21 protein-coding genes and 1 pseudogene are annotated in these 11,758 nt (G+C 36.1%); 7 read left to right on the top strand and 15 right to left on the bottom strand.

Going from position 1 to position 11,758, the window contains the following annotated elements; genetic code table 11:
- From AAIB49_RS18445 to AAIB49_RS18400, 10 genes and pseudogenes are all read right to left on the bottom strand, one after another.
- Positions 1-265: pseudogene (locus tag AAIB49_RS18445) on the bottom strand (hypothetical protein); the annotation flags it as partial.
- Positions 231-434, bottom strand: a complete 204-nt coding sequence (locus tag AAIB49_RS18440) for a hypothetical protein (RefSeq protein WP_343458900.1) — start codon at positions 432-434, stop codon at positions 231-233. The pseudogene AAIB49_RS18445 and the gene AAIB49_RS18440, both read right to left, overlap by 35 nt.
- Before the next feature lie 95 nt (positions 435-529).
- Entirely contained in the window at positions 530-745 is a 216-nt protein-coding gene (locus tag AAIB49_RS18435) for a hypothetical protein (protein WP_343458899.1), read from the bottom strand.
- Between the two features lies 1 nt (position 746).
- Positions 747-989, bottom strand: a complete 243-nt coding sequence (locus AAIB49_RS18430; protein WP_343458140.1) for a hypothetical protein — start codon at positions 987-989, stop codon at positions 747-749.
- Between the two features lie 216 nt (positions 990-1,205).
- Positions 1,206-1,430, bottom strand: a complete 225-nt coding sequence (locus tag AAIB49_RS18425; RefSeq protein WP_343458898.1) for a hypothetical protein — start codon at positions 1,428-1,430, stop codon at positions 1,206-1,208.
- Between the two features lie 135 nt (positions 1,431-1,565).
- Positions 1,566-1,835: a hypothetical protein gene (locus AAIB49_RS18420; protein ID WP_343458143.1), complete on the bottom strand. Its 270-nt coding sequence runs from the start codon at positions 1,833-1,835 to the stop codon at positions 1,566-1,568.
- A gap of 84 nt (positions 1,836-1,919) precedes the next feature.
- Entirely contained in the window at positions 1,920-2,201 is a 282-nt protein-coding gene (locus AAIB49_RS18415) for a helix-turn-helix domain-containing protein (protein ID WP_343458897.1), read from the bottom strand.
- Between the two features lie 117 nt (positions 2,202-2,318).
- Positions 2,319-2,621, bottom strand: a complete 303-nt coding sequence (locus AAIB49_RS18410) for a hypothetical protein (RefSeq protein WP_343458896.1) — start codon at positions 2,619-2,621, stop codon at positions 2,319-2,321.
- Between the two features lie 12 nt (positions 2,622-2,633).
- Positions 2,634-2,954, bottom strand: a complete 321-nt coding sequence (locus tag AAIB49_RS18405) for a hypothetical protein (RefSeq protein WP_343458895.1) — start codon at positions 2,952-2,954, stop codon at positions 2,634-2,636.
- A complete protein-coding gene (locus AAIB49_RS18400; RefSeq protein ID WP_343458894.1) occupies positions 2,955-3,680 on the bottom strand; it encodes an ORF6C domain-containing protein in 726 nt (241 codons plus the stop codon).
- Positions 3,681-3,748: 68 nt separating this feature from the next.
- Between AAIB49_RS18400 and AAIB49_RS18395 the strand changes: the two genes are divergently transcribed.
- Positions 3,749-3,919 carry a hypothetical protein gene (locus AAIB49_RS18395; protein ID WP_343458893.1) on the top strand — a complete coding sequence of 57 codons (171 nt, stop codon included), beginning with the start codon at positions 3,749-3,751 and terminating at the stop codon, positions 3,917-3,919.
- On the opposite strand, the gene AAIB49_RS18390 is transcribed toward AAIB49_RS18395, so the two are convergent.
- Both AAIB49_RS18390 and AAIB49_RS18385 read right to left on the bottom strand, forming a co-directional pair.
- The gene (locus AAIB49_RS18390; RefSeq protein ID WP_343458892.1) at positions 3,912-4,070 is read right to left on the bottom strand and encodes a hypothetical protein; all 159 of its coding nucleotides are present in this window, start codon (positions 4,068-4,070) and stop codon (positions 3,912-3,914) included. The genes AAIB49_RS18395 and AAIB49_RS18390 overlap by 8 nt on opposite strands.
- A 12-nt stretch (positions 4,071-4,082) precedes the next feature.
- Positions 4,083-4,328, bottom strand: a complete 246-nt coding sequence (locus tag AAIB49_RS18385; RefSeq protein WP_343458891.1) for a helix-turn-helix domain-containing protein — start codon at positions 4,326-4,328, stop codon at positions 4,083-4,085.
- A gap of 173 nt (positions 4,329-4,501) precedes the next feature.
- Here AAIB49_RS18385 and AAIB49_RS18380 point away from each other — a divergent pair, with 173 nt between their 5' ends.
- From AAIB49_RS18380 to AAIB49_RS18365, 4 genes are all read left to right on the top strand, one after another.
- Complete coding sequence (locus AAIB49_RS18380; RefSeq protein WP_343458890.1) at positions 4,502-4,867, top strand: helix-turn-helix domain-containing protein; 366 nt, start codon at positions 4,502-4,504, stop codon at positions 4,865-4,867.
- Positions 4,868-4,890: 23 nt separating this feature from the next.
- Positions 4,891-5,640 carry an SHOCT domain-containing protein gene (locus AAIB49_RS18375; protein WP_343458889.1) on the top strand — a complete coding sequence of 250 codons (750 nt, stop codon included), beginning with the start codon at positions 4,891-4,893 and terminating at the stop codon, positions 5,638-5,640.
- Between the two features lie 504 nt (positions 5,641-6,144).
- Entirely contained in the window at positions 6,145-6,606 is a 462-nt protein-coding gene (locus tag AAIB49_RS18370; protein WP_343458888.1) for an ImmA/IrrE family metallo-endopeptidase, read from the top strand.
- Between the two features lie 61 nt (positions 6,607-6,667).
- Positions 6,668-6,877, top strand: a complete 210-nt coding sequence (locus tag AAIB49_RS18365) for an Arm DNA-binding domain-containing protein (protein WP_343458887.1) — start codon at positions 6,668-6,670, stop codon at positions 6,875-6,877.
- A gap of 203 nt (positions 6,878-7,080) precedes the next feature.
- On the opposite strand, the gene AAIB49_RS18360 is transcribed toward AAIB49_RS18365, so the two are convergent.
- The gene (locus AAIB49_RS18360; protein ID WP_339212807.1) at positions 7,081-7,641 is read right to left on the bottom strand and encodes a CDP-alcohol phosphatidyltransferase family protein; all 561 of its coding nucleotides are present in this window, start codon (positions 7,639-7,641) and stop codon (positions 7,081-7,083) included.
- A 610-nt stretch (positions 7,642-8,251) separates the two neighbouring features.
- On the opposite strand from AAIB49_RS18360, the gene spxA reads away from it, so the two are divergent.
- On the top strand, positions 8,252-8,647 hold the full coding sequence (gene spxA, locus AAIB49_RS18355; protein WP_186868124.1) for a transcriptional regulator SpxA: 396 nt from the start codon (positions 8,252-8,254) through the stop codon (positions 8,645-8,647).
- A 507-nt stretch (positions 8,648-9,154) separates the two neighbouring features.
- Here spxA and guaC read toward each other — a convergent pair.
- Positions 9,155-10,138: a GMP reductase gene (guaC, locus tag AAIB49_RS18350; protein ID WP_339212808.1), complete on the bottom strand. Its 984-nt coding sequence runs from the start codon at positions 10,136-10,138 to the stop codon at positions 9,155-9,157.
- A 198-nt stretch (positions 10,139-10,336) separates the two neighbouring features.
- Positions 10,337-10,990, bottom strand: coding sequence for a YdeI/OmpD-associated family protein (locus AAIB49_RS18345; protein WP_339212809.1), 654 nt, complete (start codon positions 10,988-10,990; stop codon positions 10,337-10,339).
- 119 nt (positions 10,991-11,109) lie between these two features.
- Between AAIB49_RS18345 and AAIB49_RS18340 the strand changes: the two genes are divergently transcribed.
- Complete coding sequence (locus tag AAIB49_RS18340; protein ID WP_343458886.1) at positions 11,110-11,661, top strand: D-glycero-alpha-D-manno-heptose-1,7-bisphosphate 7-phosphatase; 552 nt, start codon at positions 11,110-11,112, stop codon at positions 11,659-11,661.
- Positions 11,662-11,758: the final 97 nt, after the last annotated feature.

The raw sequence follows: 11,758 nt of genomic DNA, 5'->3' as shown, positions 1-11,758 counted from the left end.
AATTTTGAGCTATAACTTCTGCAAGTCTGATAGATGGGCCTTCAACTTTAGTTCCACCTCTTGGGTAGCTGTAGACTGCCGTTTGCGCAAGTGAAGGTCTCTTACATGCATCCAAAATACGTTGTTCAGCTTGAAACACATTCCTAGGAAACTGACGAGCCATGAAAATCTGACCCTTAACTTCTTCCATTTCTCTACTTGCTGTAGATTGCGCTAATGCGCTATTATTACTAGCTTGCTGATACTGTGCGGCTAATTCGCTCATTATTTAATTCCTCCTTATAATCGCTATAAGCGTTGGTAACATCTATTAAATCTTGCTTGGTTGTATGGTCAGATTTTGAAATTGATTGACACATTCCAATAAAAATAGTCTCAGGTGATATTTCTGGATGTTTTTCTGTCATTTCAAAGAAAAACTTATAATGATCCATACCGTCCCCTCTCTTGCCTTTATTTCAAAAGTTTCTTATAATAAAGGCATAAATGAATTTGTATGCGCGTAGACCATTTGCGAGATGGTCTTTTTTTATGCAGCAATTTTGTAGGTAGCACCAAGTTGTTCAAGGATTTCTTTACTTTGAGCAGTCAGTTCTTCCACTAAATAAAAATCATCTTCTAGAACAAGAATCTCTTCCCCGACAAATACTTCATTTCCTAGCGCATCCACACCATATTCCTCACGTTTAGGACTGTATGGTGGATGGCCTGTCCTTTCCATGTGAGTGATCGTAGGATGTTCCATGTTATACCTCCTTTCTCGATTCAGTATCATAAGTGATGATTACTGGCATATTCACAAGCGATTGATAAAGTTTTCCTTCTACGTAAATGTCATACTGTCTATCGATGGAGTCTGGAAATTCTGAAGTAAGATCCTTGATTTCAGTTACTTCTTTCGGCTCTCCGTCGATGTAAAGTTTTTCGCCAACCTTCCAATAGGTGCCATCCATTGGTCTAGCCGACTCAATTCCAATAATTTTGTACATATCAACCCTCCTTTCCGACCATAATTTACAGCAGGTAGTGAACGCGCTGTTTTGGGTTAGTCAACCCTTCCAAAGCAGGAACACCCAAGGGGTAAAAGTGCTCCTAAGCTCTGGAAGGAAGGACTAACAAGTCCTTGCCTTTTAAGAGGTTGAGTGATAGAATTTAATTAACCAAAAGCCTACTCACTGATTGCCGTCAGTGGGTTATTTTTTTGTTTAATACCATGTGCCATCTGCTGCATAATGCCACCAATCCCCATTCTCGTAATATACTTCTAAGCATTTTTCTTCTCTATTTCTTTCAACTTTTACAATATGTGATAATGTGTAATCTTTTCGTTTTTCTAATCCCATGCTACGATTATGTTTTGAGTAAACATCTAATAAAATCTGATACTCTTCATCAGTTAAGTGTTTTGCAACTGGTAATTTAGTAGTCATGCATTTACTCCTTTCTAACTAGCTATTATTACAGTAATGAAGATAATAACTGGAACTGCCAAAGCTATTCCGTAATACCAAATGCTATCGGATACGCTAATTTCATCCTCATCGAAAAAGTAGTTGTTTAGTTTTTTAATCATGGTGAATACCTCTTATAATTTGAATTTGTATTCCCTCTTGGCTCATGCGTTTTACAAGTTCGTTGTGTCGATCAATAAAGCGCTTTTTGCGTGCTAAACTAGATAACTCATGAATTGATTTAATCGCATCTGTTAAACGATGTAATGCCATATCATAATTCCCGTGTTTCACATGCACATCAGCTAGCTCTTTGCACTCCTCATAGCATTTAAGATGTTGCTTTGCTGACTTCAAATCCTGTGGTAGTACTTGTTCTCTCATAAAACCCCTCCTATAAATGGCTAATGATGATACTTATTAAAGGTAAAACTGTCATAACAAGCAGATAATCTTCGTTTGGTTTCATTAGAAACACCATCCTATTAGAATTGTTCCGGCTAAAAGTGAAAGCTGAGATATTACGTCTGCTACTGCCGATAAATCTACTTGAGCAGTAATAGCTATTAACATGTCGAGTGAATTAGTCTCTTGAACCCAACGAAGTAAATCTTTACCGCGAATTTCTAATTTTCCACTTTCTAGTTTCGAAATGTTGCTACGAGACATATGTAACCTTCGACTTAGTGCATCTTGACTCATACCTCTGCGCTTCCTCATTTGCCGGAGCGTTTGTCCATCTAACTGCAAGGTCTCCCCTCCTTTCTAGGGGGATATGTGCCACCATGGAAACATTTCCGTCGTGGAACCCAAATATTTGTTTAATAGGCATATAATGTAATTACCGACCCCCACCTCGGTAGATTGTTAGATTGCTTGTTTCAGTCGATTGACCCTTTCGACATTTTTATTTGCCCACTCAATTACTTGATCTCGTGGGTATCTAGCCTTGGCAACCTTGGATTTCGGAAAACCGTCCATTCTGATGATGTTTTCCACACTTGGTAGAGACACTTGGAAGTAATTTGCAAGGTCAGTCTTTTTCAACATTGGCGGAAGAGACTGCATAGATCTTGCATCTTCAAGCCCTTGTTCATAAGCTTTCTGGAACAAGTCTTTCAAGTTCTCTTCCAAGAGCTTTGCTTCTAAGGACTCTAATGTGATGTTCATTTAGATCACTCCTTATATGAATTCAATAATGCAATAGGTTTCTCCATCGTTTTTTGAAGAAAAGACAACTGCGTCGTTTGACAGGTTAGTATAGTAATTTCTCTCTGTGAAAGTGAATGTTGTTTCCGGTGTTAAAACTGTAATAACTAAACCATGCGTTTCTACGTGTTCCAACATTACGTTTTCCACCTTTGCTTCAACGTGTAAGAAAGGTTCACTTTGAAAGTCGTGATGAAAATATTGAATGTTCACTTTTGTTAAATCGTTTATAGCATTCTTAAGCAATTTGTTATAGGTTGTTTGAAAACTGTTGAATTGAATAGTCTTCGGCATTTATATAGCACCTACTAATTGGCGATTGAGTTCTTCTATCTCGATTCGTAAGCTAGTACTCGGCTGCCACATACCAAGAAATTTAAGCCCTTCTTCAAATTGTTTTCTCGGGAGTTCGCTATACCTAGGTAACTGAAAATGATTATTGAAGTCTCTCCAAATTCCAGAAAACACTTTACGGCTTACATTCTTATATGCATTTGAGTTCATACCGCCCAAAGATTCAATTGCGATAGATTTCGCTTTGTTTTGAAGCTTCTTTTCTTGAATTCCATCTATTCGCATATGATTTTCAAGATAAGTTAAGCGTTCATTATGTTGTTCCAATGTTTCGGTGGCTTCGAGAGATAATTTCATTGAAGCTTTTAATTGTTCTTTTTCCGATAAGACTCTTGGGTGTTGAAGTTTTTCTTTCATAAACTTAAATTCATTTAGAAATTTAATTTTCATTTTCATTGCTTCGGGTGTCACATAGGACATTGCGATGATGGCAAATGCATCCTCTGTTAGGTCGTACTTTGTATACCATTGTTTATTCTGGGGGTGTTGATATTGGGATTCGCCAAAGTTGGCGGAACTCCATTCCTGTTCATTAGCTTCATGCAATTTTGTGATTTGGACCTTAACATCGCGCACAACTTTATCATGAGATTTTTTAAATACTTCAGATACGGTTAGTGTGTCTGTCACCACTTTGTTGTTTTGAATAAAAACTAATTGATTCATGTATTTCTCCTCCTAACAGGTATTTAGTCCCTTTATGTCGAATAGTGACATTAAGGGAGGTGAATATGATGAAGTTTGAAATGAAAGGATTTGACAACATTCAAAAAAGACTCAAAGATATGTCAAATCTTAAAAACATTCCTATCAAGTGCCCTTCATGCGATAAAGATATAGAAGCAAGTAAGGGTAAGAATCGCTGTCCGCATTGCAATAAAGACTTTGAATTTACTGTTAATTAGTTTCATTTGTGCTTATACTGATTTTGATTTCTTTATGAGCCAATTCATCCGCCAATGAATTGGCTTCCTTTACTAAAGCGATGAATTTTTCTATCTTTTCTTGAGTTTCATCTACTTGGGATGTGTCGACTTGAACTTTTAATTGATTCATTAGATTGCCTCCTTAAATAATTTCTTTTGCAGTCGTAATTTCCGTTTTGGAATATTCATTTGATAAAAAAATTTTTTTCATGGGAATATTCAAGATTTTCGTTAGCATCATTACTTCTTCTGCCTTGAATTTGTAATGGCCGTTTTCGCGCTTAGAATACATAGAACCATTGGTGAGTTTAAGTTTTTCTGCCATTTCGTCCATGGTGTAGCCTTTTTCTTTGCGCTTTTCTTTGATGATTTCAAGGTTAATAATCATATTTGCACCTCAACTTTCATATTCTATTTTGGAATATCTTAATTAGAGTATACATATTCCAAAATAGAAATGCAAGAACTTTTTAAAATTCTTTTTTAGAATACTATATTGCTTTCTATTTTAGAAAGTTTAAAATAACGTTAAACGCTTGTTTTGTAAGGAGAATATCCATAATGGAATTAGGAAAAAGAATACGAGAATTAAGGACAAAGAAAGGCATTGAACAACTAGAACTAGCAAACAAAATTGGAATATCTCAAAGCAAGATGAACAAAATTGAGACTGGATTCCAAAAACGTATTGAGCCAGAAATACTTAATGATATTGCTAAGACTCTAGGTATTAAAGTTGATGTTCTATTGAATGGTGATTTAGATACAGAAGATAATAAACTTGATTATTACAAGAAGAAAATAGCTACTGAATTTCCTGACATAGACTTAATGTTTCATGATCTATCTAATATGACAGCAGAAGAGTTAGAAGAAGTGTATGAGTTTGTTAAATTCAAAAGAAGCCAAAATAAAGACAAGGATTGAAAAAAAGGAGGAGTGGAAAAGGGATGGCGAATAAGGAATGTCCTATCTGCGGAGGAAAGGTCGGTTTACTAGACCCTACATTTATGAATGGGGAAAAGGTTTGTAAAAAATGTGTAGTTGAATCCGGTGTTACATTAAAGGAATTGACTAGTAGAGGTTATCAAAATATACCTGCTCAAGAAATCGTAAATTTGCACAAAAGAACCCATGAGGTATCGAAATATTTGGAAGTGTTTAATGCAACTAAATATATTGGTAAGTTCATAGAATTTGATGATGACAACAAGTTAATAATGATTTCTCCAAAAAAGAAGCCACGTATCTATAGGTATAAGGATATATCTAGCTTTGAACTATTAGAAAATGGCGAATCTGTAACAAAAGGTGGACTAGGTAGAGCGTTGGTTGGAGGAGCTCTATTTGGCGGAGCAGGAGCTGTTGTAGGAGGAGTAACTGCAAAAAGAAAAAACAAAGAAATAGTTGACAGCCTAAGAATAAAGATAAGCCTAAAGGATATTAATGTTTCGTCTGACTACATAGACTTTTTAGATAAAAAAGTGAAAAAAGGATCGTTCGTTTACAAGGACTCATATAATAAAGTTCAAGAATGTTTGTCTACTTTACAATATATTTGTGATTATGAAGAACAAGCCGCTGAACAATCTTCGAATAGTCCAGCAGATGAAATTCTGAAATTCAAGAATTTGCTAGATGCTGGAGCAATTACTGAAGAGGAATATAACGCAAAAAAGAAAGAATTGTTAGGGATATAATATAAGAAAGAGTGCCCCACTATAAAGTAATTTATAGTTGCAAACCGGATGAATTCATGGAAAACCTAAGTCTTTAGATATCAAGAGCGTCCGGCATCCATTATGGATGATGAGATATGCTGGACTTTATGGAAACATAAAGATGCCCGGGATAAAAAGCCCGGGCGATAACAGTTTCGAACTTTGATCCAATCGCTAACATTGGCTTGGCCGAGGAAACTATCAATAACCTATCGTCAGCTAACGATTACGTCCTAAGTGTTACACAACGTTTAGACAAAATCGCGCAACCATTATTCGAAACAGGAGTTGATACATTGTCCAACAATTTTGATGCAGTTGAAATGGGTAAACATATCTCTTTTTTTAGATTATAACACTATAATTATCTCTTATACTAATAATAAACATATATAAATAATAATTATTACTATGGTGTGCAGAATTTTGTGCACCCTCTCTTATACAATTTAACAGAACATATATTCTACTTAGGGGGATAACATGTATACACACATAGAAGATTACATTAAAGAATTGTATACAGTTTTATCAATTAGCAAACCGGAGCAACTAGATATAAAAACGATTGCTTCGAAATTAGGGGTTAATTTACTTTATGGAAAGGCCACTTTTCGGGATGGAAATGACATTGTTATTAAAAGGTCAACTCAACAAAAGGAATGGCAAATATTTGGGCACGAAATATGCCATTACCTCCGACATTGTGGTCAACAGTTAAAAATGCACTATCTGTTTCGCGAACTTCAAGAATACCAAGCGAATCATTTTGCATATCACTTTTGCGTACCAACATTTATGTTGGACGAGCTTAAAATACAAAACGCTACAGAAATAATGAAAAATTTTAATGTCGAATACGACTTTGCATTAAAGCGACTAGAAATGTATCAAAGTAAATTTTATTACCTGGGAGGAAATTATGGGAGAAGTTATATCGTTTGAGGGTAGTAGAGAAAATTTACATGGAATAACTTAAACTGCAAATTAAGAGAGGGGAATAATCGTGGCTAGTTTTCAGAAGTACAAGACAAAGAATGGCGAAAAATGGTTATTTAAAATGCGAACTGTCTACGATCCTAAAACTGGAAGAAAAAAAGAAACTACAAGGCGAGGGTTCAATAGTAAAGGTGAGGCGGAAATCGCTGCTAGACAATTAGCAAACGAACTGGATATGGGTAAAGGATTTAATAGGAAAGTATCATCGTCATGCTAATGCTTTAGCAATACTTATTCCACATAATAAAACAAAAACCCTTCTAAATGTCGAAAGATTACAATAATTCTTAAAAAGAGACGGCGGTCGACATGGATATGTCGAAAGGGGGATTTGAGGGGATAGGAGAAGGACAAATGCCATTGGACGCGATAATAGGAAAATAACCGTGATTTTAAAAAAGACCGCCTAAATTGGCGGTCTTAAGATGCATTCCGATATAGCTTTAAAAATTCCGGAATATATAAGATGAACGATAACGCTAGAAATACGCCTGTAATCAACATCAGGAGTGAGGCGTAGTGTGGGCTGATTTCAGGAAAAGCAATAAGGATAAATGCTGCAGCGTAAAATATAGCTGTAGAAACTTTTCCGAACCACATGGCCCCATCTAACTTTTTACCTTTTTTCAGAAGGATTAGTCCGTTTATACCCATGAACAATTCTTTCACAACTAGCAATAGGACTAATATCCACATGTAGTCATACCGAAACATCAAGCATCCAACAATAGCTGCCTGTGTTAACTTGTCTGCAATAGGATCTATTGTTTTACCGAGTTCGGTTATTTGATTAAACTTCCGGGCGATAAGCCCATCTAACATATCTGTTAGTCCTGATAATAAAATGATAAGTGCTGCTACATAATAATCGGACGTACTATTTGCGGTTATGTAAATATAAACGAAAATCGGAATTAAAAGCAGTCTTATGTAAGATAGAATATTCGGTATGGACCATATTTCTTTTGCAGTAGGCTTCATATAATTTCCCCCTAGGAGCAGCTTAACTTAGATAGTAATTTGTCCCTATTGGTATTGTAATGGTTATGGATAATATTGGGAAGTAGAAGGTAGCAAAAAAGTAGCAATGGAATGAAAGAATCCAAATGGTAAGGTTTTCATGATGAAGTAAAAGTAGTTATTGGTTAGTGTATGACGAAATGGAGTATAAAAGAATCATGGTGAAAAGCGTTATCCTTTAGTAAAGAAATATAATGGCGAAGTAGGGTGGGTCCCGAAAGAATGTCTGTAGAGGGAAATGGCTATGTAATGGAGATAAAAATGAATTTACATAAGTAAATAAAATAAAACATTTATTTCTGCATAATTTACAAACCTTTTTGGGCATACTTTCCAATGTGGCTTTTCCTTGTGTTATAATTAATATACTAATTATCACTGAGTAAAGAAAGTAAGGTTGACAGTGCAGATTAGCTGTAATAAAATTATATTGAATTAAAGATATTTATAAGAATAACTATATCAGTTTTTTATATGGGCAAGGCCTGGTCTTTCAAAGATTGAACCATAGGAAATACATCTGTGGATGAGTTTTTGTTAAATCTCTTATAGAGAGAAAGGAAGTAATTACATGGTAACACTTTACGTTACACCAAGTTGTACATCCTGCAGAAAGGCAAAAGCATGGTTTCAAGAAAACAATATACCATACAAAGAAAGAAATATCTTTTCGGAACCGTTAACATTCGAAGAAATAAAAGGGATTTTACGCCTAACTGAAGACGGTACCGAGGAAATTATTTCAGAACGGTCGAAAGTTTTCAAGGAGATTGATGTAGACATTGAGCAATTACCAATGAAGGAGCTATATCAATTAATCCAAGAAAACCCAGGGCTATTAAGAAGACCGATTATTATTGATGAGAAGCGTCTTCAAGTAGGTTATAACGAAGATGAAATTCGTCGTTTCTTACCAAGATCAGTTCGTACATTCCAGTTACATCAACTTCAAAAGATGGTGGACTAGATTAAATAGGGTGAGCACTTTCAAGCAGTGCTCACCTTTTTTTTATGAGATAAGAAAAAATTTCGCTTTGCCACAGTGTTTCTAGCTGTGGTATTTTTATGCGGATGGGATGGAGGGGGGTAGTTGGTGGCCTATTTTGGTTTGGGGAGGAAGGATAAAAGGGTAACAGAGGGAGTGGGTCAGTGCCCTTATTCGGTTGGGTGAGTCGAAAAAGGTAACAGAGGGGTGGTATCAGTGCCCTTATTCGGTTGAGCGAGTCGAAAAAGGTAACAGAGGGGAAGTATCAGTGCCCTTTTTTGGTTGAACGAGTCGAAAAAGGTAACAGAGGGGTGGTATCAGTGCCCTTTTTTGGTTGAACGAGTCGAAAAAGGTAACAGAGGGGAAGTATCAGTGCCCTTATTCAGTTGAGCGATTCAAAAAAGGTAACAGAGGGAAAGTATCAACACCTTTTCGGTAGCATAGAAAAACGAACACATTCTGTAATGACAAGAATGTGTTCGTTTTTTCTTAGTATACTTTGTCACCGTTAAAAATAGAGTTTTTAACGATTACATAATCTACATTACGAATAGCATCGAGCGTTTTGCCACCAGCATAGGAAATAGAAGATTGAAGATCTTGCTCCATTTCAATTAGTGTATCCTTTAGTGAGCCTCTATGCTCCACTAGCATTTTTTTACCTTCTACATTCTTTCTTTCACCCTTTTGGAATTCAGAAGCGGAACCAAAGTATTCCTTATATAGCTTGCCATCTCTCTCAACTGTTTCACCAGGTGATTCCTCGTGTCCGGCAAATAGAGAACCAATCATGACCATGCTAGCGCCAAAACGGACAGACTTCGCAATATCACCGTGTGTACGAATGCCACCGTCAGCAATGATTGGTTTGCTGGCTGCTTTTGCACACCAACGAAGTGCAGCTAATTGCCATCCGCCAGTACCAAAGCCCGTTTTAATTTTTGTTATACATACTTTACCAGGTCCAATTCCTACTTTAGTAGCGTCAGCACCAGCATTTTCTAATTCTCTTACTGCTTCTGGAGTTCCGACATTACCGGCAATAACAAAGCTTCCTGGAAGTGTCTTTTTAATATGTTGAATCATTTCGATTACTGCATTGGAATGACCATGTGCAATATCGATTGTAATATATTCTGGTGTTAGGTTATTTGTAGCTAATTCTTCAATAAAGCGATATTCCTCTTCTTTTACACCAACACTAATGGATGCGTATAATCCGCGTTTTTGCATATCCTTAACGAAGTCTAAACGCTTCTCTGGTTGGAATCGATGCATAATATAGAAATAGCCTTCCTCAGCTAATTTCAAGGCAATTGTTTCATCTATAATGGTTTGCATATTAGCAGGTACTACAGGCAATTTGAATTTGCGACCACCGAATGTAATAGATGTATCACATTCCGAACGGCTAGTTACAACACATTTTGCGGGAATTAACTGGATATCTTCGTAATCAAATACGTTTTCCATAAATAGCACTCCTAAATACGAATATTTTATCGTATGATAATTATAATTGTTCGCCATCAGCTAATTTACTACATTTTCTTTTGTATGTCAAATTCCATTTATAGGCTATGCTAAATGGCACAATTTAATCCATTATAAAACACCCCCGAAATTCAGGGTTCACTCTAATTTCGGAGGTGTTTCTAGTTAAAGTCATGATTATTTCTTTTTTTGACGGAATAAATCGATTGTCTTATATCCTTGGGATAATACCTCTACCATTTGTTCAACTCGTTTATCTCGGGTTTTCTGCTGTTTTGCAGAAAAGATGAATCGTGCCCAGTCTCTTCTATAACCAGGGGTTAGACTCTGATAGAATGAAAATTCACTTGGATGATCGATTAACATTGCTTCCACGTCCTTAACATTAACCTCATAATCGGCTACAGATTGACTAGCGGGAGACGTTTTTTTCTCCTTTTTCTTTTCACGCTTAAGTCCTACAACGGTAAATACATCATCCATACTAACCATTCGAGCAAATTTAATATCACTATCGTTGACATATCCATCTTCATCAACCTTTAACGCAGGGAAAATTTCATCGCGATGGACATGTGTATCGTATCGTTTGTTTCCCTTTTTAGGGTAGGCGAAAAAGAGGTAGCCCTTTTCCTGCAATAATTCATTACCCTCGATAACTTGGATTGTGTGTTTTACCATTTCCTCAATCGTTTCAATAAAAATAAAAATGGCATCATGATTCTTTATCAATTCTGTAGCAAAGTTGTCGAATATTATATAGTCTTTAGGTTTATTCAATACTACGAGGTTATGATATTTTGATAACTTTAATTTCTCTATAATAGACATCTAAGAATACTCCTTTTCCCATGAAACTAATTATTATATTGAACATATCTCTCTTTACGGGTGGTGTCAATGTAGTTAAATGGGTAAACTGACTAATAATAATATTGGAAGGTGATATCATGCAAGAGGCAGTTTTTTTAGATAGAGATGGGGTCATTAATGAGGTATTGTCCCATCGGGTGAGATTTGTTAATAAGGCTAGTGACTTTTATTTACTAGAAGGGGTTGGAGAAGCCGTTAAGTCATTAAATAATATGGGGTTTAAAGTGTTTGTGGTCACTAATCAAGGTGGTGTTGGATTGGGATATATGACGGAATCAGCGCTTGAGGAGGTCCACCAAAAAATGCGTGATGATTTAGCAGCATTCGGAGCAAAAATTGATGATATTGCATATTGTCCACATAAGCCACGAGCCAGCTGCGCATGCAGAAAACCAGGTGCTCAAATGTTACTTGATTTAGCAGAAAAACATGGGGTGAATTTAAGGAAGAGCTATATGGTTGGCGATCGTGACCAGGATATTGAAGCTGGGAAGAGAGCTGGAACCAAAACAGTGTTGGTTGGAACTCGAGAAGAAACGAAGAGTGAAGCAGATATGAAGTTTAAAGATTTGTTAACTTTTACAAAATGGCTAATAGATGAGGCTGGGACAAAACCAGCCTGTAAGTAATAAAAAACTGGTTCCAAGCGATTGAAAATTGCTTGGAACCAGTTTTTTGAAATCATTTCCATTTCCTAAACTAGATTTACCCATTTTGGCGGTATAC

This window comes from Ornithinibacillus proteolyticus (assembly GCF_039581225.1).
GTDB lineage: Bacteria > Bacillota > Bacilli > Bacillales > Amphibacillaceae > Ornithinibacillus > Ornithinibacillus massiliensis.
The sequence above is the reverse complement of the archived record's forward strand: the minus strand, read 5'-3'. Positions and strand labels throughout refer to the sequence as shown.

What these genes read in the sequence shown, in the direction of transcription:
- AAIB49_RS18430 (WP_343458140.1), bottom strand. Translation starts at nt 989, where the DNA reads ATGTACAAAATTATTGGAATTGAGTCGGCTAGACCAATGGATGGCACC.
- AAIB49_RS18395 (WP_343458893.1), top strand. Translation starts at nt 3,749, where the DNA reads ATGAAGTTTGAAATGAAAGGATTTGACAACATTCAAAAAAGACTCAAA.
- AAIB49_RS18425 (WP_343458898.1), bottom strand. Translation starts at nt 1,430, where the DNA reads ATGACTACTAAATTACCAGTTGCAAAACACTTAACTGATGAAGAGTAT.
- AAIB49_RS18420 (WP_343458143.1), bottom strand. Translation starts at nt 1,835, where the DNA reads ATGAGAGAACAAGTACTACCACAGGATTTGAAGTCAGCAAAGCAACAT.
- AAIB49_RS18345 (WP_339212809.1), bottom strand. Translation starts at nt 10,990, where the DNA reads ATGTCTATTATAGAGAAATTAAAGTTATCAAAATATCATAACCTCGTA.
- AAIB49_RS18370 (WP_343458888.1), top strand. Translation starts at nt 6,145, where the DNA reads ATGTATACACACATAGAAGATTACATTAAAGAATTGTATACAGTTTTA.
- guaC (WP_339212808.1), bottom strand. Translation starts at nt 10,138, where the DNA reads ATGGAAAACGTATTTGATTACGAAGATATCCAGTTAATTCCCGCAAAA.
- AAIB49_RS18375 (WP_343458889.1), top strand. Translation starts at nt 4,891, where the DNA reads ATGGCGAATAAGGAATGTCCTATCTGCGGAGGAAAGGTCGGTTTACTA.
- AAIB49_RS18385 (WP_343458891.1), bottom strand. Translation starts at nt 4,328, where the DNA reads ATGATTATTAACCTTGAAATCATCAAAGAAAAGCGCAAAGAAAAAGGC.
- AAIB49_RS18435 (WP_343458899.1), bottom strand. Translation starts at nt 745, where the DNA reads ATGGAACATCCTACGATCACTCACATGGAAAGGACAGGCCATCCACCA.
- AAIB49_RS18405 (WP_343458895.1), bottom strand. Translation starts at nt 2,954, where the DNA reads ATGCCGAAGACTATTCAATTCAACAGTTTTCAAACAACCTATAACAAA.
- spxA (WP_186868124.1), top strand. Translation starts at nt 8,252, where the DNA reads ATGGTAACACTTTACGTTACACCAAGTTGTACATCCTGCAGAAAGGCA.
- AAIB49_RS18360 (WP_339212807.1), bottom strand. Translation starts at nt 7,641, where the DNA reads ATGAAGCCTACTGCAAAAGAAATATGGTCCATACCGAATATTCTATCT.
- AAIB49_RS18340 (WP_343458886.1), top strand. Translation starts at nt 11,110, where the DNA reads ATGCAAGAGGCAGTTTTTTTAGATAGAGATGGGGTCATTAATGAGGTA.
- AAIB49_RS18390 (WP_343458892.1), bottom strand. Translation starts at nt 4,070, where the DNA reads ATGAATCAATTAAAAGTTCAAGTCGACACATCCCAAGTAGATGAAACT.
- AAIB49_RS18410 (WP_343458896.1), bottom strand. Translation starts at nt 2,621, where the DNA reads ATGAACATCACATTAGAGTCCTTAGAAGCAAAGCTCTTGGAAGAGAAC.
- AAIB49_RS18400 (WP_343458894.1), bottom strand. Translation starts at nt 3,680, where the DNA reads ATGAATCAATTAGTTTTTATTCAAAACAACAAAGTGGTGACAGACACA.
- AAIB49_RS18380 (WP_343458890.1), top strand. Translation starts at nt 4,502, where the DNA reads ATGGAATTAGGAAAAAGAATACGAGAATTAAGGACAAAGAAAGGCATT.
- AAIB49_RS18440 (WP_343458900.1), bottom strand. Translation starts at nt 434, where the DNA reads ATGGATCATTATAAGTTTTTCTTTGAAATGACAGAAAAACATCCAGAA.